The sequence below is a fragment of the Pseudomonas sp. MWU12-3103b genome (assembly GCF_023100615.1).
GTDB classification, from domain to species: domain Bacteria; phylum Pseudomonadota; class Gammaproteobacteria; order Pseudomonadales; family Pseudomonadaceae; genus Aquipseudomonas; species Aquipseudomonas putida_A.
This window is the reverse complement of record NZ_JALMEY010000001.1, coordinates 557019-577793: the sequence shown is the minus strand read 5'-3', so window position 1 is coordinate 577793 and position 20775 is coordinate 557019. Positions and strand designations below refer to the sequence as shown.

Genomic DNA, 20775 nt, shown 5'->3' with positions numbered 1-20775 from the left:
AAACAGCTGCGCTGAAAGGTGTTTATTGCGCACGGAGATTGAGGATTTGTCTGTCGGATTGAGGTGTGGCGACTGGCGCCTTCGCGAGCAAGCCCGCTCCCACAGGGGATTTATGGCGTACATAAAATCTGCATCCACTAAAGACCCACTGTGGGAGCGGGCTTGCTCGCGAAGAGGCCAGTCAGGCCACTGAAGACTCCGGATCAGTGGATAAGTCCGGCATCCACCAACAACTGCTCCAACCCCAACAAATCCGGGACTTTCGCCACCTGCTCCCCGACCTGCACCGCCGCCTGCTCCAGCGCACACAACGGCACATCGACATAACTCAACTGACTGTCGAGCTTGTACGAACGCGGGATCCCCTGCACCAGCAGCGCAATGAATTTCAGCTGCGGCAACCCACCGAGAGCGTTGAGGATGACGATCCGCGCGCGTTCGCCGATGACGATTTTCTGCCCGCAGGCCGACTCGAAACTCAGCAGCGGAATCTGCCGTTCACGCCAGCTCACCCGCCCCAGGTACCACGGCGGGGTGTCGAGGTCGAAGGCGCTGGCCTGATAGTCGATCAGCTCGGCGACGGCGACGTTGGGCAGGATCAGGTTGCGATCGGCCAACGGCAGCAGCAGGCCGGTGAGTTGGCTGGTGCGCGCGTTGTGGCGGCGCTCATGCATGTTTCTTGCTCCAGTGGGCAATGCTTTCGAGCAGCACCGATTCCTGATACGGCTTGCCGAGGTAGTCGTTGACGCCGATGGCCATCGCGCGGTCGCGGTGTTTCTGCCCGGTGCGCGAGGTGATCATGATGATCGGCAGGTGTTGCAGGCGTTCGTCGTGGCGCACTTGAGTGGCGACTTCGAAGCCGTCCATGCGCGGCATTTCGATGTCGAGCAGCATCAGGTCGGGCATGTGTTCTTCGAGCAGCAACATGGCGTCGACACCGTCCTTGGCGGTCAGCACGTTCATGCCGTGGCGTTCGAGCAAACGGCTGGTGACCTTGCGCACGGTCACCGAGTCATCGACCACCAGCACCAGCAACGGCTTCTGCGGTTCGCTGTCGATTTCCGCCGGCGCCGGACGCTGTGCAACCCGCGCCTGCATCGCGCGGATCGGTGCGAGTAGATCAAGAATCAGCACCACCCGGCCATCGCCAAGAATCGTCGCCCCGGACACGCCCTGCACCGCCGCAAACTGCGGGCCGAGGCTCTTGACCACGATCTCGCGGGTGCCAGCCATCGCATCGACTTGCACCGCGATGTGCCGGTCATTGCACTGCACCAGCAGCACCGGCAATGGCAGGCTCTGGCCGAGCAGTTTGGGGCGTGGCGCGGTTTTCAGCAGCTCGCCCAGATAGCACAGTTCGTAGCGCTGGCCGGCGTAGTGGTAGCTCGGCGGATCGTTGCGGTAGTGCGCTTCCAGATCATTCGGCAACACGCGGACGATGCCTTCGATGGTGTTCAGCGGAATCGCATATTGATCCTCACCACATTGCACCATCAGCGCGCGGTTGACCGACACGGTGAACGGCAGACGAATGCGAAAATGCACACCCTGCCCCGGCACCGAATCGATGCTCATGGTGCCGCCGAGCTGGCGGACTTCCTCATGAACCACGTCCATGCCGACGCCGCGCCCGGAAATCTGGGTGATCTTTTCCGCCGTGGAGAACCCCGGCTGCAGGATGAACTGCAGCACGTCGCGGTCGCTGATCTCGGCGTCCGGTGCCAGCAGGCCGCGCTTGATTGCCTTGCGCCGCACCGCTTCCAGCGGCACCCCGGCGCCATCGTCGCGAATATCGAAAACGATGTCGCCGCCCTCGCGGGTCAGGTCGAGGGTGATCGTGCCCTGCGCGGGTTTGCCCGCCGCCAGCCGCACTTCGGCCGACTCCAGGCCATGGTCGACGGCGTTGCGCAGCATGTGCTCCAGCGGCGCGGCCATGCGCTCCAGCACGTTGCGATCCATCTCGCCTTCGGCGTTGCCGATGATGAACGCGACGTCTTTGTTCAGCTCTTCGGCGACCTGCCGCACGATGCGTTTCAGGCGCGGCAGCATGCGCTCGAACGGCACCATGCGCGTGCGCATCAGGCCTTCCTGCAACTCGGTGTTGATCCGCCCCTGTTGCTGCAACAGGTTCTCGGCGTCGTGATTGCGGCGCTCGAGGGTTTCCTTGAGATCGAGCAAGTCGGAGGCAGACTCGAACAGCGCCCGCGACAGTTGCTGCAACTGCGAATGACGGTCCATTTCCAGCGGATCGAATTCTTCGTAACCGAGGCGCTCGGCATCGACTTGCTGACGGCTGAGAATCCGCCCCTGGGTTTCGGTGTCGAGTCGGCGCAACTGATCGCGCATGCGCTCGATGGTGGTTTCCATCTCGTTCAGCGCGGTTTGCGCATCGCTGACTTGCTGCTCGATACGCCCACGAAAAATCGAGGTTTCCCCGGCCAGATTGACCAGCTCATCAAGCAGTTCGGCGGAGACCTTGACCATGTCCGCGCCGGCATCAGCGGCGGGTGCCGCAGGCTCGGTCTTGGCCGGAATCGGCAACAGCGGCGGTGTGTCAGGAGTCGCCGGGTGGCTGAAATTCTGGATCGCATTGATCAGCCGATCCGCCGGCGGGCAAGGCTGCCCGGCGCGCACGCCGTCGAGCATCTGCGCCAACCGGTCATGCCCGCGCTGCACCAGCGCGAACAGTTCGGCGGACGGTTGCAGCACGCCGGTGGCGAGGCTTTCGTAAAGGTATTCGAGCTCATGGGCGAGGTCGCCGATCGGGCCGATCTCGACCATCCGCGCGCCGCCCTTGAGGGTGTGCAGATCGCGCAGCAGGGTTTCCACTTCCTGCCGATTGCCCGGCTCGGCCTGCCAGCGCAGCAACGCCGCGCCGGAGCTTTCGATGATGTCGAAACCTTCTTCGAGGAAGATTTCCAGCAGTTCCGGATCATGCGCCGCGCTGTCGGGCTCAGCTGTAGGCTGTGCCGCTTCGGCACTGCCGGAGTGGCCCTGACGGAAATGGCGGATCGCTTCGATCAGGTCTTGCGCCGGGGTCAGCGGCTGATGGGCGTGCAACTGTTCGAGCAACTGGGCCAAGCGGTCGTGGCTCTTGCGCAGCAAGCGTCCGAGCAGCTCGCTGTAACTGTGGCGACGATCCACCAGACCTTCGTAAAGACTTTCCAGCTCATGGGCCAGATCGCCGATGGCGTCGACCTCGGCCATTCGTGCGCCACCCTTGAGGGTGTGCAAATCGCGTTGCAACGACGACAGCGGCGCAGCGTTGTCCGGGTCGCTCAACCAGCGCTGCAGGGCTTGCCCGGCACTGTCGAGAATGTCCACCGCTTCTTCGAGGAAGATCTCGACGATCTCGTCGTCCGGTGCGGTCTCGGCATTGGCGTGGGCGAGTTCGGCGGTCGCGGCGCCCAGTTCGCTGATGCTCAAGGTCCTGCTGCCGTCGCTGCGAATCAGCCCCATCGCCGTCGGGTCGAGGCTTTCATCGAGCAGTTCGTGCAAGGCGCGGATGCGCTGCGGCTGTGGGGTGATTTCCTGTCCGGCAGCCAGTTCGTCGAGCATGTTGATCAGCGCTTCATGGGCGTTCTGCGCTTCGTGGAAAAACCTGTCGCTGACCGCCAGGCTGCTTTCTTCGACGGCGCCATAGAGGTCGAGCAAGGCTTCGCAGAGCACGTCCACCGGCAGCAGATCGGCGAGGTGTGCGCCTTCGCCAAGGGTGGTCAGTTCATCGAGCAGCGCGCTGAGTTCCTGACGCTCGCCGGGGTGTTGCTGCCAGCGCTGCAACAGACTTTCGGCGTCGAGCAGGATGTCCATGCCCTGGGCGAGGAAGTTGTTGATCAGTTGCGGATCGCGCTTGATCCGCAGGCCGGTGTTCGGCGCGTTGAGGATCGCTTCCAGGCGTTCGGCCAGCAGCGTTTCGGTGCGTTTGATCAGCGACTGCGCACCGACAATCGGCGCCAGCGGATCGTGCTTGAGCTGGCGCAGACCGACGCGGAACAGGCCTTCGGCTTCAAGGAGCAATTCCACTTCATCGAGATCCAGCGGCAACTGATGCGCCTTGAACTCGCGCGCCAGTTTATCCAGCGGCGCGGCCAGTTCGGCAATCGGCAACACGCCGGCCATCGAGGCACTGCCCTTGAGCGTGTGCAAGGCGCGCTGCAATTCGTCGCTGGCCGGCAGCGGCACATGCTCGGCAGCCTGATCGAGGAAGCGGTTGAGGCTGGCGAGGTGGGTCTCGGCTTCGTTGCGAAAGATCTCCAGCAACAGCGGATCGAGGGCCGCCACGTCGTCGACGTCTTCGGCTGCCAGCGGCTCGACACCTTTGGCCAGCGCATGCGCACGGGCCGCCAGTTGATCGACATCGCTGCGCTGACGCTGGCGGTGCGTGGCAAATTCGCTGATCAGTTCCGGCAGCAGCAACACCGTGTCGGTGAGCAACTGCTGCACCTGCGCGCCGGGTTCTACGCTGTGTTCCAGCACGCGGTTGAGCAGGTTTTCCACCGCCCAGGCCAGCTCGCCAAGGATCAGCGCACGAACCATGCGCCCGCTGCCCTTCAAGGTGTGAAAGGCCCGACGCAGTTCGGTCAGTGCGGCGCGATCATGGGTGTCGGCCGTCCAGCGCGGCAGGTATTCGTGCAGAACCTCGAGCACCTCGTCGGTCTCTTCGAGGAACACTTCGCGCAGTTCATCGTCCACCGGTTCTTCATCGACCGGCGGCGGCATCAGGCTGCCGGGGGTGATCAAGGCCGGCGGATTGACCGCCGACACCGGGCTGGCCAGCACATCGGCCAGCGACTGCACGGTCTCGGGGTCATCCAGTGCCTGCAGATCCTGCATCACCAGCGCTTCGCTGGGGCTGAGCACATCGTCGAGCAGCGGTACGTGTTGTTCATGTGGAAAGAACCCCAGGCTGGCGAGGCTCTTCTGTGCGACATCCAGCAGTTGCTCATTCGGCGCCTGCGGGTCGTCGCTCAGGCGTTCGAGGTAATACTCGAGGCTGGTGATGACGTCGGCCAGATTATCCAGTTGCTGCCAGCCCGGCTGATGCGGATCGAGCAGCAGGTGTTCGCGGATGAAGCTGTTGCAGGCCTCGACCAGACTCGCCGCCCGGCTCAGCGGAATCATCGCCAGCGCACCGCGCACCTGGGTCAACAACTCCGGCAGCGGCTGCAGTTGCTGGCGATCCCAGTCGGCGTCGATGTAATCGACGATCATGTCCTTGGCCTGTTGCAGGCAGATGCGTGCTTCCTTGATCACGATCTGATGAATCTGCGTCAGGTCGGTGGTCGGCAGGCGCGCGTCTTCGGGGCTTTCCGGCTCGACGGTGCCGACCATGCCGGCGAGGTTGGCTTCGACGTAAAGCAGCGCGCCGGCAACGTCCATAAGGGTCGCGTCATTCGGTTCGCGCTGGCCCTGAGCGAGGCTGAGCACCACCGCCAGTTGATCGATGATGACTTTGCGCGGCTGGCCGAAACCGAGCACCGCGAGGGTGTCGGCGATCTGCCGCAACGGCGCCAGCAGACTCTCCAGATCGGAGGTGTGCTGACGGTCGCTACGGACGAACAGGTCGAGGCGTTCCTTGACCCGCACCAATTCTTCGCACAGCGCCGCCAGCACCGAGCGCATCGCATCGCGGTCGGGGCCGGCCAGACGCGCGCGTTCTTCGTCGACCATCGCGCTGTCGGGCAACGCGTCGTCCAGGGAGTAGCGATCTTTCATGGTCAGCATCTGCCCGGTGGGATGTTCGGCTTTGGCAATATAGAACAGCAGGCTTTTCAGCAACTCCGGCGGGGGCGGCTGATTAAGGCCGCGCGGGCCTTGTTCGAGCAGGCGCTTGAGTTCCTTGTCGGCGTCCTTGAACAGGCTGCGCAACGCCGGACTGTTGGCAATGGCGCCTTCGCGCATGCCTTCGACCAGCGCGGAAGCGACCTGCCACAGCGGACTCAACGGCGCGTCAAAGCTCAGCGCTTCGAGGCGCTGGAAAACTTTCGCCAGGTATTCGAGGTGGGTCTGGTCATCCTGCTCGCGCAGCAAACCGACCAGCGCCATTTGCAGCATCTGGCGCAACTTGCGCAGCATGTTGGGCCACTCGGCCGGCTCCAGCGCGGCCAGCGCTTCTGCGCTCAACGGCGGCAAGTCCGGCAGTGGCGGGCTGAACAGGCTGGTTTCCGAGAGCAGGCTGTCGCCGCGGGCACTGCGCAGATCGTTGATCAGCGGCAGCACCACCAGCGGCAGGTCGCGGCGGGCGCTCTGCACCCGATCGAGATAGATCGGCAATTGCCCAAGGGCTTGCAGCAGCAAGTGCAGGGCTTCATCGCGATGGGCGACGCGCCCCTGCTGCAAGGCTTCGACCAGATGCTCCATTTCTTCGGCGAGCAACGCCGCGCCGTAGAACTCGACCATCTGCAAACTGCCGTGCACCTGATGGATATAGACCAGGCATTCATCCAGCCCCGGCGCGGCCTGCGGGTCATCGAGCACGGCTTCAATTGCCTGATGCGCCTGCCTCAGCGTTTCGGCAATTTCACCCTTGACCCATTCGAGGGCCACGTAGTCGTGCCGGTCACCCATAACCACTCCACTCACGCCTTGTCCGTCGCGGACGCCGACGGCAAGGTGAAACCGGATACCGAACGGCGCAGCTGACTGGCCATCTTCGCCAGATTGCCGATGCTCTCGGCGGTGGCGGTGGAGCCGGACGAGGTCTGCGAGGTGATCTGCTGGATCACGTTCATCGTCAGCGAGATCTGCCCGGCCGACGAGGTCTGCTGCTGCGCCGCGTTGGAGATGCTTTGAATCAGCGCGGCGAGGGTTTTCGAAACGCCTTCGATTTCTTCCAAAGCCACCCCGGCATCCTGCGCCAGTCGGGCGCCGCGCACCACTTCGGTGGTGGTCTGCTCCATGGAAATCACCGCTTCGTTGGTGTCGGTCTGAATCGCCCGCACCAGGGTTTCAATCTGCCGGGTGGCGGCGGACGAACGTTCGGCCAGTCGCTGCACTTCGTCGGCGACCACGGCAAAGCCGCGCCCGGCATCCCCGGCCATCGAGGCCTGAATCGCCGCGTTGAGCGCGAGGATGTTGGTCTGGTCGGCAATGTCGTCGATCAGGCTGACGATATCGCCGATTTCCTGCGACGACTCGCCCAGACGCTTGATGCGTTTGGCGGTGTCCTGAATCTGTTCGCGGATGTTGTCCATGCCGTGGATGGTGTTGTGCACCACCTCGTTGCCCTTGTTGGCGATTTCCACCGAGCGCTCGGCCACCGCCGAGGATTCAGCGGCGTTGGCCGAGACCTGATCGATGGACTGGGCCATATCGCTGATGGCTGTCGAGGCTTCGGAAATCTGCTGCGCCTGATGCTCCGAGGCCTGGGCCAGGTGCATGGCAGTGGCCTGGGTTTCCTGCACCGCTGCGGCAACCTGGCCGGCGGTGAGGTTGATGGTGGCAACCAGATCACGCAGTTGGTCGACGGAATAGTTGATCGAATCGGCGATGGTCCCGGTGAAGTCTTCGGTCACCGAGGCGGTTACGGTCAGGTCACCGTCGGCGAGGTCTTCGATCTCGTCGAGCAGGCGCATGATCGCGTTCTGATTGCGTTCGTTCTTCTCGGCGGTCTCGCGCAACTGGCGGTTGGTTTCACGAACCATGACCATGCCGATCAGGATGATCGAAGCCAGCGCCAGCAAGCCCAGCACGTAGCCGCCGATGGTGTCGGTGCTGCGCCCGCCGGCAAGATTTTCGAAACCGCTGGCGAGGTGCGAGGCTTCGTCGAGCAGGGTCTGCGACAGGCTGAAGATATTGCTCGCCGACTCCCGGACCTTGAACAGCTCCGGCGAGGTTTCGAGGATTTCGTCCACCGAGCCGGAGACGAACTGGAACAGCTCGGAAATTTCACTCAGCCGCGCACGGGCATCACGGTCTTCGACTTGGCTGATTTTCAGGGTCGGGTTGCCCTGCAACATGCCGTTGAGGACTTGGCCGAAACGGGTGGCGTCGCGGCCAAACGCATCGGCAGCCTGCTGCGAATTCTCGTCGCCGGCCAGTACGGTGTTGACCGCGCCGAGAATGCGTTCAGCCAGCAGCGATTGGCGCTGGGCCATCGCCACCTGCGCAGCTGGCGCACCGCGCTGCAGGAGGATCTCGACGACTTTTTCGTATTCGATCTGCAACTGCGGCACGGTTTCGGCCAGGGTCGCGGCGACTTGATGCAGCGAGAGCACGGTCTGTTCGCTGGAGAGAATCGCATCGGTGTTTTTCAGCAGGCGTTCCCAATCCAGCTGCACCGCGCGCATTTCCGGGCGCACGGTGGCCGGCGCGGGTGGTAGGCCGGTGGCCGGGTCGCCCTTCTTCAGGTAACCCCAGCGCTGGGCAAAATCGTTGCGCGCATCGCTCAGCAGCTTGAACGCTGCCGACTTCCCGGCGGCGGCTTCGGTGGCGTTCTTGGCGATGCGTTGCGACAGCACGCGCAGCTCACCGGCGTGGCCGATGTACTGCTTGTCGTAGTTGGCCTGGGTGTTGAGGTAGGCGAAGTTGGCGAACAGCAGCATGATGAACACGATCAGTGCGATGAACAGCACGATGATCTGCGAGCGACTGCGCGACCCTTCCGCCGATTTGCCTGTTTTTGCCTTTGTCATCGGTCCTCGCCTATGAAACCTGCCACGGTCCACTGTGGGATTTGTGGTGAGGGGATTTATCCCCGATGGGTCGCGCAGCGGCCCCAACACTGAGTTGTATCTGGCACATCGCGAATGCAGGTTTTGGGTTGGCTTCGCCAACCATCGGGGATAAATCCCCTCGCCACAGACCCCCACCCCATAGATATCTGGTGCTTCGGCTATATCGCGACGCTCATGAACACCGGCGATTTGGCCAGCGCAAACAGGCTGAACACCCGCCAGTTCTGCTCACGCCGGAAATAGCCTTTGACGAACTCGGCCTTGGAGCCCTGGCGCTTGCTGATCGAGATCGGTTCGAAGCTGTCCTGCTCGAAGTGCTGCAAACCGAACACCTCATCCACCAGCAGCCCGGCGAAGACGTCGTTGTGCTCCACCACCAACACACGCCGCTGTTTGCGCAACGGCGACAGCTCGTGACCGAAGAAGCCGCACAGGTCCATGATCGGCAGCAAGCGCCCACGCAGGTTAGCCACCCCTTTGACCCACGGCTTGACCCCGGGCAACTGAGTGCAGCGCGGTTCGTGCAGCACTTCGCTGACTTCGCCCATCGGCGTCACGTACCAATGCTCGCCGAGGCGAAAACCGATGCCGCTCCAGCGATCCTGACGGCCGGGCTGCGACGGCAGGTCCGCCGCCAGCAGACGGCAGCGCTGGTCGATCTGCCACAGCAGCTCGAACGCGGTCAGCGACTGGTTCATGGCCGCGCGATCAACCGGCCAGCACGTTGTTCAGGGTCTTGATCAGCATGTCTTCTTCGACCGGTTTGGTCAGGTAATCCTTCGCGCCCTGGCGCGTGCCCCAAACCTTGTCGGTTTCCTGATCCTTGGTGGTGATGATGATCACCGGAATATGGCTGGTCTCGGCATCCTTGGTCAGTTGCCGGGTGGCCTGGAAGCCGTTGAGGCCAGGCATGACGATGTCCATCAAGACCGCGTCAGGCTTTTCCTGACGGGCCAGGGCTACGCCGTCGGCGCCGTTTTCGGCCTTGAGCACTTCATGGCCGTGCTTTTCCAGCATGCCGGTGAGTTTGTACATTTCAGTCGGCGAATCATCGACGATCAGGATACGTGCCATGGTCTTCCCCATTTTTCTTGTCGACACCCGGCCCGCTGGCCGAGCGTCACTGTACGTGTCTTACTGCGGCAAAACGGCGGCGAAGCCCGGAACATGGGCCTGAATCGCGTCAAGCAGCTCTTCCTTGCTGAAAGGCTTGGTCAAAAATTGATCAGAACCGACAATCCGCCCCTTGGCCTTGTCGAACAGCCCGTCACGCGACGACAGCATGATCACCGGCGTGGCCTTGAACGCACTGTTGTTCTTGATTAAAGCGCAGGTCTGATAACCATCCAGACGCGGCATCATGATGTCGACAAAAATGATCCCGGGGTGGTGATCGGCGATCTTGGCCAACGCGTCGAAACCGTCGATGGCCGTGATGACTTCGCAGCCCACATTTCTCAACAGCGTTTCGGCGGTGCGACGAATCGTTTTCGAGTCATCGATCACCATGACCTTCAAGGCGCTGGACTGCTGTTCCATAAGAGGGCTCTACCGTCGCCTTTGCGAATCAAATTGTCCGTTTTGCGATGAGTAATGGCTGGAAACCCTTGATGCTCAAGGGCCAGCACGCTATGCCAGCCTTTTTAGCACAGTCTCCAGATGCAATCTATCGACGGGTTTTTCCTTGACCGAAAACCCTGCCAGCGCCACTCTGGCGGCACTTTTTCAATACCGATCCGGTAGCCAATTTTCGAGGAAACCCCAATGAGCGTTCGCGTCGGGATTGTCATGGACCCTATCGCCAGCATTTCCTATAAAAAGGATAGCTCGCTGGCCATGCTGCTGGCCGCGCAGAAACGTGGCTGGGAACTGTTCTACATGGAGCAGCGCGACCTGTATCAGGCCGAAGGTCAGGCCCGGGCGCGCATGAAGCCGCTGAAAGTCTTCGCCAACCCGGAAAAATGGTTCGAACTGGACGCCGAGCAGGACAACCTGCTGAGCGACCTCGACGTGATCCTGATGCGCAAGGATCCGCCGTTCGACATGGAGTTCGTCTACTCCACCTACTTGCTGGAACAGGCCGAAACCGCCGGCGTGCTCGTGGTGAACAAGCCGCAGAGCCTGCGCGACTGCAACGAAAAACTGTTCGCCACGCTGTTCCCGCAGTGCACGCCGCCAACTATCGTCAGCCGTCGCGCCGATGTGCTGCGTGAATTCGCCGCCAAGCATGGCGACGTGATCCTCAAGCCGCTGGACGGCATGGGTGGCACTTCGATTTTCCGTCACCGCGCCGGCGACCCGAACCTGTCGGTGATTCTGGAAACCCTGACCGCCCTCGGCAATCAGCAGATCATGGGCCAGGCCTACCTGCCGGCAATCAAGGACGGCGACAAACGCATCCTGATGATCGACGGCGAGCCGGTGGATTACTGCCTGGCGCGAATTCCGGCTCAAGGCGAAACCCGTGGCAACCTCGCGGCCGGTGGTCGTGGCGAAGCGCGGCCGCTGACCGACAAGGATCGCTGGATTGCCGCCCAGGTCGGCCCGACCCTGCGCGAGAAAGGTCTGCTGTTCGTCGGTCTGGACGTGATCGGTGAAAACCTCACCGAAATCAACGTGACCAGCCCGACTTGCATCCGCGAAATCGACAACGCATTCGGCACCGACATCGGCGGCATGCTGATGGATGCCATCGACAAGAAGCTGCAAGCCGCCGGCAAAAAGCCGCAAGCTTGACGTGTGTCACATGCAGCTTGTCGCTTGAAGCGTGAAGCCCAAGGCGCGAAACCAACATTGCGTTATCATGCGCAGCCTCTGAAAAACGCGATGTTGGTTTTCTTGTCATGACCCTCCCGTCCGATCTGCCCGCAGAACTCGCCCACCGTGGCGTGCGCCCGGCCGATCGCCTCGGATTTACCCTGTTTCTCGCGGCGCTGATTCATTTGGCGCTGCTGCTTGGCGTTGGCTTCACCATGGTCGAGCCCAAGCAGATCAGCAAAACCCTGGAAATCACCCTCGCCACCTTCAAGAGCGAAACCAAGCCGAAAAAGGCTGACTTCCTCGCTCAGGAAAACCAGGAAGGCAGCGGCACCCTCGACAAGAAGGCGATTCCCAAGACCACCGAGGTCGCGCCGTTCCAGGACAATCAGGTCAAGAAGGTCACCCCGCCCCCGGCCGCCAAACCGGAAGTGCGTGAAGCCGCGCCAAAGGCTGCGGTGACCACGGTGGCGCCGAAACAGCAAAAGGCGCCGACCAAGAAAGAAGAAACCAAAACCGAGACCAAACCTGCGGTCAATGCGCCGACCTTTGACAGTTCGCAGCTGTCCAGCGACATCGCCAGCCTCGAAGCGGAACTGGCCAACGAACAACAGCTGTATGCCAAGCGCCCGCGGATTCACCGCTTGAGCGCGGCCTCGACCATGCGCGACAAGGGCGCCTGGTACAAGGATGACTGGCGCAAGAAAGTCGAGCGCATCGGCAACCTCAATTACCCCGAGGAAGCTCGGCGCAAGCAGATCTACGGCAACCTGCGGCTGATGGTCTCGATCAACCGCGACGGCTCGCTGTATGAAGTGCTGGTGCTGGAATCGTCCGGCCAGCCGTTGCTGGATCAGGCGGCGCAGCGCATCGTCCGGCTGGCGGCACCGTTTGCACCGTTTACCGGCGATCTGTCGGATATCGACCGACTGGAAATCATCCGCACCTGGAAATTCGCCCGGGGCGACAAGCTCTCCAGCAACTGACCGCCGGCATACAGGTTTTTTGTGGTGAGGGGATTTATCCCCGATCGGCTGCGAAGCAGTCGCAAAACCAGCATGCGCGGTATGTCAGGCATATCACGTCAATGGATTCAGGGCCGCTTCGCGCCCCATCGGGGATAAATCCCCTCACCACAAAGGTTCAGCTTCAACAATGGATCTGCGTTGTTCTCTGATCCTCAGCTTGTCAGTTCGCCCCTTGAACGCCACACTATCGCTCATGAAAAACGTCAGCCCCAGCTACCTCAAGCATCACTTCCTGATCGCCATGCCACACATGGCCGACCCGAACTTTGCCCACACCTTGACCTACATCGTCGAGCACACGGCCAATGGCGCCATGGGGCTGGTGGTCAATCGACCGCAAGAGCTGAATCTGGCTGACATTCTCGAACAATTGCGCCCGGACATCGATCCGCCAGCGCTGTGCCAGCATGTGCCGATCTTCATTGGTGGCCCGGTGCAGACCGATCGCGGTTTCGTCCTGCACCCGGCGGGCAAAACCTTTCAGGCCACCGTCGAGCTGGACGGGGATCTGGCGCTGTCCACCTCGCAGGACGTGCTGTTCGCCATCGCCGACGGCGTAGGCCCGGCGAAAAGCGTAATCACCCTTGGTTATGCCGGTTGGGAAGCCGGGCAACTGGAGGCCGAGCTGGCCGACAACGCCTGGCTGACCTGCCCGTACGACGCCGACATCCTGTTCAACACCAGCAGCGAACTGCGTCTTGAGGCGGCGGCCCGGCACCTGGGGATCAACCTCAGCCTGCTGACCAGCCAGGCAGGGCACGCCTGATGGCCCTGCGCCTGATTCTCGGCTTCGACTACGGCACCAAACAGATCGGCGTTGCGGTCGGCCAGGTGATTACCGGCCAGGCCCGCGAGCTGTGCACCCTGAAAGCGCAGAACGGCGTGCCCGACTGGAATCAGGTCGAAGCGCTGTTCAAGGAATGGAAACCCGACGCCGTGGTGGTCGGCCTGCCGCTGAACATGGACGGTACGCCCAGCGAGATGTGCCTGCGCGCGGAGAAATTCGCCCGCCGTCTCAATGGCCGTTTCAATGTGCCCTTCTATACCCACGACGAACGCCTGACCACCTTTGAAGCCAAGGGTGAGCGACTGGTGCGTGGCGGGCAGAAAGGCAGTTACCGCGACAACCCGGTGGACGCCATCGCCGCCGCCCTGCTGTTGCAGGGCTGGCTCGATGAAAACACTGCATTGTTTGAATCCTGACAAGCGCTTCGGCGCTTTTCTTTTGGTTATAAACCCAGCCACGTCCGGCAGGACGCGGCTCGGAATCACGAAGGAGCATCCATGAGCCTGCCCAATCCCGCCGATCTGATCAGCCAGATGGCGACCCGCCTCAAGGCGCACCTTGCACAGCGTGATATCAGCGAACCGCGTTACATCGGCATTCGCACCGGCGGCATCTGGGTCGCGCAGGCCCTGCTCAAGGAATTGGCCAGCGACGCACCGTTGGGCACGCTGGATGTTTCCTTCTACCGCGACGACTTCAGCCAGAACGGCCTGCACCCGCAAGTGCGCCCCTCGGCCCTGCCCTTCGAGATCGAAGGCCAGCACCTGGTGCTGATCGATGACGTATTGATGAGCGGCCGGACCATCCGCGCCGCCATGAACGAACTGTTCGACTACGGCCGCCCGGCCAGCGTGACCCTGGTCTGCCTGCTCGACCTGGACGCCGGCGAGCTGCCGATCCGCCCCAACGTGGTCGGCGCGACGCTGTCGCTGGCCGCCAATGAGCGGGTCAAGCTGTCCGGCCCGGAGCCGCTGACGCTCGAACTGCAAGACCTGAATTCCTAACCCGCCCTTATTGAGAGTCCCCCTCGCGATGACGCCTCTAGATACCAAGCGCCCGCTGCAGCTCAATGATCAGGGCCAGCTGCGCCACTTCCTCTCGCTCGACGGCCTGCGCCGCGAGTTGCTGACGGAAATCCTCGACACTGCCGACTCGTTCCTCGAAGTCGGTGCCCGGGCGGTGAAGAAGGTCCCGTTGCTGCGCGGCAAGACCGTGTGCAACGTGTTCTTCGAAAACTCCACCCGCACCCGCACCACCTTCGAACTGGCGGCCCAGCGGCTGTCGGCGGACGTGATCACCCTGAACGTGTCGACCTCGTCGGCCAGCAAAGGTGAAACCCTGCTCGACACCCTGCGCAACCTCGAAGCCATGGCCGCCGACATGTTCGTCGTGCGCCACGGTGATTCCGGCGCCGCACACTTCATCGCCGAGCATGTCTGCCCGCAGGTGGCGATCATCAACGGCGGCGACGGCCGGCACGCGCACCCGACCCAGGGCATGCTCGACATGCTCACCATCCGTCGGCACAAGGGCGGTTTCGAAAACCTCTCGGTGGCGATCGTCGGCGACATCCTGCACTCGCGAGTGGCGCGCTCGAACATGCTCGCCCTGAAGACCCTCGGCTGCCCGGACATCCGCGTGATCGCGCCGAAGACCCTGCTGCCGATCGGCATCGAGCAGTACGGCGTCAAGGTCTACACCGACATGAACGAAGGCCTGAAAGACGTCGACGTGGTGATCATGCTGCGCCTGCAGCGCGAGCGCATGACCGGCGGCCTGCTGCCGAGCGAAGGCGAGTTCTACCGCCTGTTCGGCCTGACCACCGCGCGTCTGGCCGGGGCCAAACCCGATTGCATCGTCATGCACCCAGGGCCGATCAACCGTGGGGTAGAGATTGAGTCCGCGGTGGCCGACGGCCCGCACTCGGTGATCCTCAATCAAGTCACCTACGGCATCGCCATCCGCATGGCCGTGCTGTCGATGGCCATGAGCGGGCAAACAGCGCAACGTCAATTCGAGCAGGAGAACGCCCAGTGAAGCTCAGCATTCTCGGCGCCCGCGTCATCGATCCAAGCAGCGGCCTGGATCAAATCACCGACATCCACGTTGAAGCCTGCAAGATCGTCGCCCTCGGCGCCGCACCGGCCGGTTTCACCGCTGTGGAAACCATCGACGCCAGCGGTCTGGTTGCAGCACCGGGCCTGGTCGACCTTAACGTGGCTCTGCGCGAGCCGGGCTACAGCCGCAAAGGCAGCATCGCCAGCGAAACCCGCGCGGCGGCGGCTGGCGGCGTGACCAGCCTGTGCTGCCCACCGAAGACCAAACCGGTGCTCGACACTTCGGCCGTGGCCGAACTGATCCTCGACCGCGCCCGCGAGGCCGGCAACACCAAGGTGTTTCCGATTGGCGCGCTGAGCAAAGGGCTGGATGGCGAGCAGCTGGCAGAACTGGTGGCGCTGCGCGACGCCGGGTGTGTGGCGTTCGGCAACGGTCTGGAGAGTTTCCGCAACACCCGCACCCTGTGCCGGGCGCTGGAATACGCGGCGACCTTCGACCTGACAGTGATTTTCAATTCGCAGGATCACGATCTGGCGGATGGCGGTCTGGCCCATGAAGGCGCGGTCGCCAGTTTCCTCGGCCTGCCGGGGATTCCGGAAACCGCGGAAACCGTGGCTCTGGCTCGCGATCTGCTGCTGGTCGAGCAGACCGGCGTGCGCGCGCACTTCAGCCAACTGACCAGCGCGCGCGGCGTGGCCCTGATCGCTCAGGCGCAGGCCCGTGGTTTGAAGGTGACGGCGGATGTCGCGCTGTATCAGTTGATCCTCACCGATGAAGCGCTGATCGACTTCAGCAGCCTGTATCACGTGCAACCGCCGCTGCGCACCCGCGCCGACCGCGACGGCCTGCGTGAAGCGGTGAAGTCCGGGGTGATTTCGGCGATCTCCAGCCATCACCAGCCGCACGAACGCGACGCCAAACTGGCACCGTTCGGCGCGACCGAGCCGGGCATCAGCAGTGTGGAATTGCTGCTGCCGCTGGCGATGACGCTGGTTGAGGATGGTTTGCTGGATCTGCCGACCCTGCTGGCGCGCCTGAGTGCCGGGCCTGCGGACGCGCTGCGTCTGCCGGCGGGCAAACTGGCGGTGGGCGGTGCGGCGGATATCGTGCTGTTCGATCCGAAGGCGTCCACCGTGGCCGGTGAAGGCTGGCTGTCGAAGGGCGAGAACTGCCCGTTCCTTGGGCACACCCTGCCGGGTGTGGTTCGCTACACCTTGGTGGATGGGCGGATCAGTCACCAGGCCTAACCGGCTGCTGAGGGACATTGTGGCGAGGGGATTTATCCCCGATGGGCTGCGCAGCAGCCCTCAATCTACAACCGCGGTGATTCAGTTCCTCCGCGGTTGAATGTTTTAGGGCCGCTACGCGCCCCATCGGGGATAAATCCCCTCGCCACAGGTTACTGAAAGGCGCCGCGATTCTGCGCGTTGCGCACCGACACCTGATCATTCAGCGTCCAGAAGTCATACAGCACGCCAATAAAGAACAACCCGCCGGTCAGCAGATACAGCAACCCGCTGATCCACTTGCCCTGGTACATCCGGTGCACGCCGAACACGCCCAGGAACGTCAGCAGAATCCACGCCACGTTGTATTCGATCGGCCCTGCGGTGAAGCGCAGATCCGCCTCGCGATCCATTGCCGGGATCAGGAACACGTCGATCAGCCAGCCAATGCCCAGCAGACCGAAGGTGAAGAACCAGATCGTCCCGGTCACCGGTTTGCCGTAATAGAAGCGGTGAGCGCCGGTGAAACCAAAAATCCACAGCAGATAACCGATGATTTTGCTGTGCGTATCCTGCGGTGCAGCAACCTGCTGATAGCGGATCATGAAGACCTCGATTCACTCGATAGATAAATTTTCTTTAATTCTTTGTGACTTTTTTACATGTAGCCGACGTACGGCAAATGTTACCGTGTCGTCCGTCAAAGCCTTATAGCACCGGACTTCTGTCCGACAATTGCGTCGGTTTGCCGCTTGTTTGGTTCCGTTGCCCTCCGATGGAATCGACCAACGGCCTCGGAAGGGACAAAAAAGCTGTTATAAAGTTGCGCGCTAACACATAAGAGCCACGCCTAATGCGACCATTTTTCAAGACATGGCTAACTATTTGCCTATTAATGCCACTGGCCGCCCACGCCACCAATCGTGAGCAACGTCTTCCCAACGTTAACGGTTTCACCCCTAAATCCCATGCTTCGGCTCCTTCGAGCAAGAGCAGCAAACAAACGAAACACACCACGCTCGCCAGCAAGAATCACGGCAAGCTGGTGCCACCGATGGCCAACAAGGAAAGCAGCAACGTCCTGAGCCGTGCGGTGAACGTCCTCGGTACTCCCTACCGTTGGGGCGGCAGCAGCCCAAGTAAAGGCTTCGACTGCAGCGGGCTGGTGAAATATGCGTTCAACGACGCCACGTTCGACCTGCCACGCACCTCCAACGCGATGGCCAGCGGGCATGGCGAAAAAGTCGAACGCAAGGATCTGAAGCCGGGCGACCTGATTTTCTTCAACATCAAGAGCCGTCGGGTCAACCACGTTGCCATCTACCTGGGCAACGACCGCTTCATCCACGCACCACGCCGTGGCAAAGCGGTGAGCATCGATACGCTGAACAAGCCGTACTGGGAACAGCATTACGTGGTTGCCAAGCGTGTGCTGCCGAAAGAACCGGCTGGCAAACAGATGCGTGTGGTTCAGCGCTGAGTCGACTGATCCGGAATCTGCTCAAGCAGTACTGACCCCTTCGCGAGCAAGCCCGCTCCCACATTGGAATGCATTCGAATGTGGGAGCGGGTTTGCTCGCGAAGAGGCCAGTGAAAGCAACACAAGCCTCTCTCAGAAATTATCCGGCGTACGCGCCTTTTCCCGCGCATGCTCGCGGCTGATCAGGCCCTTGGTCACCAGCTCCTTCAGGCACATGTCGAGTGTCTGCATCCCCAACGACCCTCCGGTCTGAATCGCCGAATACATTTGCGCCACCTTGTCCTCGCGGATCAGGTTCCGGATCGCCGACGTTCCCAGCATGATCTCGTGGGCCGCGACCCGCCCGCCGCCGATCTTCTTGATCAGCGTCTGCGACACCACGGCCAGCAACGACTCCGAAAGCATCGAGCGGACCATGGACTTCTCGTCCCCGGGGAACACATCGACAACACGGTCGATGGTCTTGGCGGCGGACGTCGTGTGCAGCGTGCCGAATACCAGATGCCCGGTCTCAGCGGCAGTCAGTGCGAGGCGAATGGTTTCCAGGTCGCGCATCTCGCCCACCAGAATCACGTCCGGGTCTTCGCGCAGTGCCGAGCGCAGCGCCGTGGCGAAGCTGCGGGTATCGCGATGGACTTCGCGCTGATTGATCAGGCATTTGCGCGATTCGTGGACGAACTCGATCGGGTCTTCGATGGTGAGGATGTGGTGGTGACGATGGGTGTTGAGGTAATCGATCATCGCCGCCAACGTGGTGGATTTGCCGGACCCGGTCGGCCCGGTCACCAGCACCAGCCCGCGCGGCGCATCGGTGATCTTGCGAAAGACGTCGCCCATGCCGAGGTCTTCCATGCTCAGCACTTTCGAGGGAATGGTGCGGAACACCGCGCCGGCGCCCCGGTTCTGGTTGAACGCGTTGACCCGAAAGCGCGCCACGCCGGGGACTTCGAACGAGAAATCCGTTTCGAGGTGTTTCTCGAAGTCGACCCGCTGGGTGTCGTTCATGATGTCGTAGATCAATTCGTGCACTTGCTTGTGATCCAGCGCCGGCAGATTGATCCGCCGCACATCGCCATCGACGCGGATCATCGGCGGCAGACCGGCCGACAGGTGCAGGTCGGAAGCGCCCTGTTTGGCGCTGAACGCCAGCAGTTCAGTGATATCCATAGCGTCCCTCAATTCCAGTAGAATGCCGCGAACCTTCAGACCGCCGGCGCCTCTTGATGTCCACGATAGCAGACAACATTCTTCAGGTTAGTTCGCGTATCCAGGCAGCGGCCAAAGCTGCAAACCGCGATGAACACAGCATTCAGTTGCTGGCCGTGAGCAAGACCAAACCGGCGCAGGACCTGCGTGAAGCCTACGCCGCCGGCCTGCGTGACTTTGGCGAGAACTATCTGCAGGAAGCCCTGGGCAAACAGCTCGAACTGGCCGACCTGCCCTTGATCTGGCACTTCATCGGCCCCATTCAATCGAACAAGACTCGCGCCATCGCCGAGCATTTCGACTGGGTGCACTCCGTGGATCGCCTGAAAATCGCCCAACGCCTGTCCGAGCAGCGCCCGACCGAGCTGCCGCCGCTGAACATCTGCATTCAGGTCAACGTCAGTGGTGAGGCCAGCAAGTCCGGCTGCACCCCGGCCGACCTGCCGGCGCTGGCCGAGGCCATCAGCGCCCTGCCCCGATTGAAACTGCGCGGGCTGATGGCGATTCCCGAGCCGACCGAAGATCGCGCCGAACAAGATGCCGCTTTTGCTGCCGTGCAACGTTTGCAGGCCAGCCTGAATCTGCCGCTCGACACACTTTCCATGGGCATGAGCCACGACCTCGAGTCGGCCATCGCCCAAGGCGCCACGTGGGTGCGGATCGGTACCGCGCTGTTTGGCGCCAGAGATTACGGTCAGCAATGACCGACAGCCATCTGAAAAAGGACCTGACATGAGCAACACACGCATTGCCTTTATCGGTGCCGGCAACATGGCCGCCAGCCTGATCGGCGGCCTGCGGGCCAAGGGTCTGCAAGCCAGCCACATCCGCGCCAGCGATCCGGGCGAAGAAACCCGAACGCGCGTCAGCGCCGAACACGGCATCGAAACCTTCGCCGACAACGCCCAGGCGATCGACGGCGTCGACGTGATCGTACTGGCGGTCAAGCCACAGGCGATGAAAGCCGTGTGCGAAGCCATCCGCCCAAGTCTGAAATCGCAGCAACTGGTGGTGTCGATCGCCGCCGGCATCACCTGCGCGAGCATGACTGCGTGGCTTGGCGAGCAGCCGATCGTGCGCTGCATGCCGAACACCCCGGCGCTGTTGCGTCAGGGCGTCAGCGGTCTGTATGCCACCAGCGAAGTGACCGCCGAGCAGCGTCAGCAGGCTGAAGAGCTGCTGTCCGCCGTGGGTATCGCGCTGTGGCTGGACGAAGAGCAGCAACTCGATGCGGTGACCGCCGTCTCCGGTTCCGGCCCGGCGTACTTCTTCCTGCTGATCGAAGCGATGACCGCCGCTGGCGTCAAACTCGGCCTGCCAAAGGAAATCGCCGAGCAACTGACCCTGCAAACGGCTCTGGGCGCCGCGCACATGGCGGTATCCAGCGATGTCGACGCTGCCGAGCTGCGCCGCCGCGTGACCTCGCCAAATGGCACCACAGAGGCCGCGATCAAATCATTCCAGGCTAACGGCTTCGAAGCCCTGGTAGAAAAAGCACTCGGCGCCGCCGCGCACCGCTCGGCCGAAATGGCCGAACAACTGGGCAAATAAGGAGCCT

18 protein-coding genes are annotated in these 20775 nt (G+C 62.3%); 10 read left to right on the top strand and 8 right to left on the bottom strand.

The window, feature by feature from the left end; translation table 11 throughout:
- Nucleotides 1-203 precede the first annotated feature (203 nt).
- The 6 genes from M0808_RS02675 to pilG all read right to left on the bottom strand — a co-directional run bounded on the left by M0808_RS02675 (nt 204) and on the right by pilG (nt 10214).
- The gene (locus M0808_RS02675) at nt 204-674 is read right to left on the bottom strand and encodes a chemotaxis protein CheW (protein ID WP_003229084.1); all 471 of its coding nucleotides are present in this window, start codon (nt 672-674) and stop codon (nt 204-206) included.
- On the bottom strand, nt 667-6567 hold the full coding sequence (locus M0808_RS02670) for an Hpt domain-containing protein (protein WP_247839782.1): 5901 nt from the start codon (nt 6565-6567) through the stop codon (nt 667-669). The genes M0808_RS02675 and M0808_RS02670 overlap by 8 nt, the downstream gene beginning before the upstream one ends.
- Before the next feature lie 11 nt (nt 6568-6578).
- Entirely contained in the window at nt 6579-8633 is a 2055-nt protein-coding gene (locus M0808_RS02665; RefSeq protein WP_247839780.1) for a methyl-accepting chemotaxis protein, read from the bottom strand.
- A 200-nt stretch (nt 8634-8833) separates the two neighbouring features.
- Nucleotides 8834-9373 (bottom strand): chemotaxis protein CheW, encoded by a 540-nt coding sequence (locus tag M0808_RS02660; RefSeq protein WP_007964098.1) that lies wholly within the window; start codon nt 9371-9373, stop codon nt 8834-8836.
- Between the two features lie 10 nt (nt 9374-9383).
- Nucleotides 9384-9749, bottom strand: coding sequence for a twitching motility response regulator PilH (gene pilH, locus M0808_RS02655; RefSeq protein ID WP_025109154.1), 366 nt, complete (start codon nt 9747-9749; stop codon nt 9384-9386).
- A gap of 60 nt (nt 9750-9809) precedes the next feature.
- The gene (gene pilG, locus M0808_RS02650) at nt 9810-10214 is read right to left on the bottom strand and encodes a twitching motility response regulator PilG (protein WP_097088976.1); all 405 of its coding nucleotides are present in this window, start codon (nt 10212-10214) and stop codon (nt 9810-9812) included.
- 225 nt (nt 10215-10439) lie between these two features.
- Between pilG and gshB the strand changes: the two genes are divergently transcribed.
- The 7 genes from gshB (at nt 10440) to M0808_RS02615 (ending at nt 16552) form a co-directional block, all read left to right on the top strand.
- Nucleotides 10440-11411 carry a glutathione synthase gene (gene gshB, locus M0808_RS02645; protein ID WP_095137531.1) on the top strand — a complete coding sequence of 324 codons (972 nt, stop codon included), beginning with the start codon at nt 10440-10442 and terminating at the stop codon, nt 11409-11411.
- Between the two features lie 107 nt (nt 11412-11518).
- A complete protein-coding gene (locus M0808_RS02640) occupies nt 11519-12418 on the top strand; it encodes an energy transducer TonB (protein ID WP_007964106.1) in 900 nt (299 codons plus the stop codon).
- Between the two features lie 235 nt (nt 12419-12653).
- Nucleotides 12654-13226, top strand: a complete 573-nt coding sequence (locus M0808_RS02635) for a YqgE/AlgH family protein (RefSeq protein WP_097088974.1) — start codon at nt 12654-12656, stop codon at nt 13224-13226.
- Nucleotides 13226-13663, top strand: coding sequence for a Holliday junction resolvase RuvX (ruvX, locus tag M0808_RS02630; RefSeq protein ID WP_003229101.1), 438 nt, complete (start codon nt 13226-13228; stop codon nt 13661-13663). The genes M0808_RS02635 and ruvX overlap by 1 nt, the downstream gene beginning before the upstream one ends.
- An 81-nt stretch (nt 13664-13744) precedes the next feature.
- Entirely contained in the window at nt 13745-14251 is a 507-nt protein-coding gene (gene pyrR / locus M0808_RS02625) for a bifunctional pyr operon transcriptional regulator/uracil phosphoribosyltransferase PyrR (protein ID WP_027610583.1), read from the top strand.
- A 28-nt stretch (nt 14252-14279) separates the two neighbouring features.
- A complete protein-coding gene (locus M0808_RS02620; protein ID WP_003229107.1) occupies nt 14280-15284 on the top strand; it encodes an aspartate carbamoyltransferase catalytic subunit in 1005 nt (334 codons plus the stop codon).
- Nucleotides 15281-16552, top strand: a complete 1272-nt coding sequence (locus tag M0808_RS02615; protein ID WP_098966064.1) for a dihydroorotase — start codon at nt 15281-15283, stop codon at nt 16550-16552. The genes M0808_RS02620 and M0808_RS02615 overlap by 4 nt, the downstream gene beginning before the upstream one ends.
- A gap of 152 nt (nt 16553-16704) precedes the next feature.
- Here M0808_RS02615 and M0808_RS02610 read toward each other — a convergent pair whose 3' ends face one another.
- Entirely contained in the window at nt 16705-17136 is a 432-nt protein-coding gene (locus M0808_RS02610) for a TM2 domain-containing protein (RefSeq protein WP_247839778.1), read from the bottom strand.
- Nucleotides 17137-17384: 248 nt separating this feature from the next.
- Here M0808_RS02610 and M0808_RS02605 point away from each other — a divergent pair, with 248 nt between their 5' ends.
- Complete coding sequence (locus M0808_RS02605) at nt 17385-18011, top strand: C40 family peptidase (protein ID WP_003229112.1); 627 nt, start codon at nt 17385-17387, stop codon at nt 18009-18011.
- A 132-nt stretch (nt 18012-18143) separates the two neighbouring features.
- Here M0808_RS02605 and M0808_RS02600 read toward each other — a convergent pair whose 3' ends face one another.
- Nucleotides 18144-19178 carry a PilT/PilU family type 4a pilus ATPase gene (locus M0808_RS02600; protein ID WP_003229114.1) on the bottom strand — a complete coding sequence of 345 codons (1035 nt, stop codon included), beginning with the start codon at nt 19176-19178 and terminating at the stop codon, nt 18144-18146.
- A gap of 56 nt (nt 19179-19234) precedes the next feature.
- Between M0808_RS02600 and M0808_RS02595 the strand changes: the two genes are divergently transcribed.
- Together M0808_RS02595 and proC are read left to right on the top strand one after the other, a co-directional pair.
- A complete protein-coding gene (locus M0808_RS02595; protein ID WP_096795759.1) occupies nt 19235-19921 on the top strand; it encodes a YggS family pyridoxal phosphate-dependent enzyme in 687 nt (228 codons plus the stop codon).
- 28 nt (nt 19922-19949) lie between these two features.
- Nucleotides 19950-20768 (top strand): pyrroline-5-carboxylate reductase, encoded by an 819-nt coding sequence (gene proC / locus M0808_RS02590; protein WP_223006965.1) that lies wholly within the window; start codon nt 19950-19952, stop codon nt 20766-20768.
- Nucleotides 20769-20775: the final 7 nt, after the last annotated feature.

Excerpts from the sequence above, each read along its gene's own strand:
- M0808_RS02675 (WP_003229084.1), bottom strand. The coding sequence starts at position 674 with ATGCATGAGCGCCGCCACAACGCGCGCACCAGCCAACTCACCGGCCTG.
- M0808_RS02670 (WP_247839782.1), bottom strand. The coding sequence starts at position 6,567 with ATGGGTGACCGGCACGACTACGTGGCCCTCGAATGGGTCAAGGGTGAA.
- M0808_RS02665 (WP_247839780.1), bottom strand. The coding sequence starts at position 8,633 with ATGACAAAGGCAAAAACAGGCAAATCGGCGGAAGGGTCGCGCAGTCGC.
- M0808_RS02660 (WP_007964098.1), bottom strand. The coding sequence starts at position 9,373 with ATGAACCAGTCGCTGACCGCGTTCGAGCTGCTGTGGCAGATCGACCAG.
- pilH (WP_025109154.1), bottom strand. The coding sequence starts at position 9,749 with ATGGCACGTATCCTGATCGTCGATGATTCGCCGACTGAAATGTACAAA.
- pilG (WP_097088976.1), bottom strand. The coding sequence starts at position 10,214 with ATGGAACAGCAGTCCAGCGCCTTGAAGGTCATGGTGATCGATGACTCG.
- gshB (WP_095137531.1), top strand. The coding sequence starts at position 10,440 with ATGAGCGTTCGCGTCGGGATTGTCATGGACCCTATCGCCAGCATTTCC.
- M0808_RS02640 (WP_007964106.1), top strand. The coding sequence starts at position 11,519 with ATGACCCTCCCGTCCGATCTGCCCGCAGAACTCGCCCACCGTGGCGTG.
- M0808_RS02635 (WP_097088974.1), top strand. The coding sequence starts at position 12,654 with ATGAAAAACGTCAGCCCCAGCTACCTCAAGCATCACTTCCTGATCGCC.
- ruvX (WP_003229101.1), top strand. The coding sequence starts at position 13,226 with ATGGCCCTGCGCCTGATTCTCGGCTTCGACTACGGCACCAAACAGATC.
- pyrR (WP_027610583.1), top strand. The coding sequence starts at position 13,745 with ATGAGCCTGCCCAATCCCGCCGATCTGATCAGCCAGATGGCGACCCGC.
- M0808_RS02620 (WP_003229107.1), top strand. The coding sequence starts at position 14,280 with ATGACGCCTCTAGATACCAAGCGCCCGCTGCAGCTCAATGATCAGGGC.
- M0808_RS02610 (WP_247839778.1), bottom strand. The coding sequence starts at position 17,136 with ATGATCCGCTATCAGCAGGTTGCTGCACCGCAGGATACGCACAGCAAA.
- M0808_RS02605 (WP_003229112.1), top strand. The coding sequence starts at position 17,385 with ATGCGACCATTTTTCAAGACATGGCTAACTATTTGCCTATTAATGCCA.
- M0808_RS02600 (WP_003229114.1), bottom strand. The coding sequence starts at position 19,178 with ATGGATATCACTGAACTGCTGGCGTTCAGCGCCAAACAGGGCGCTTCC.
- M0808_RS02595 (WP_096795759.1), top strand. The coding sequence starts at position 19,235 with ATGTCCACGATAGCAGACAACATTCTTCAGGTTAGTTCGCGTATCCAG.
- proC (WP_223006965.1), top strand. The coding sequence starts at position 19,950 with ATGAGCAACACACGCATTGCCTTTATCGGTGCCGGCAACATGGCCGCC.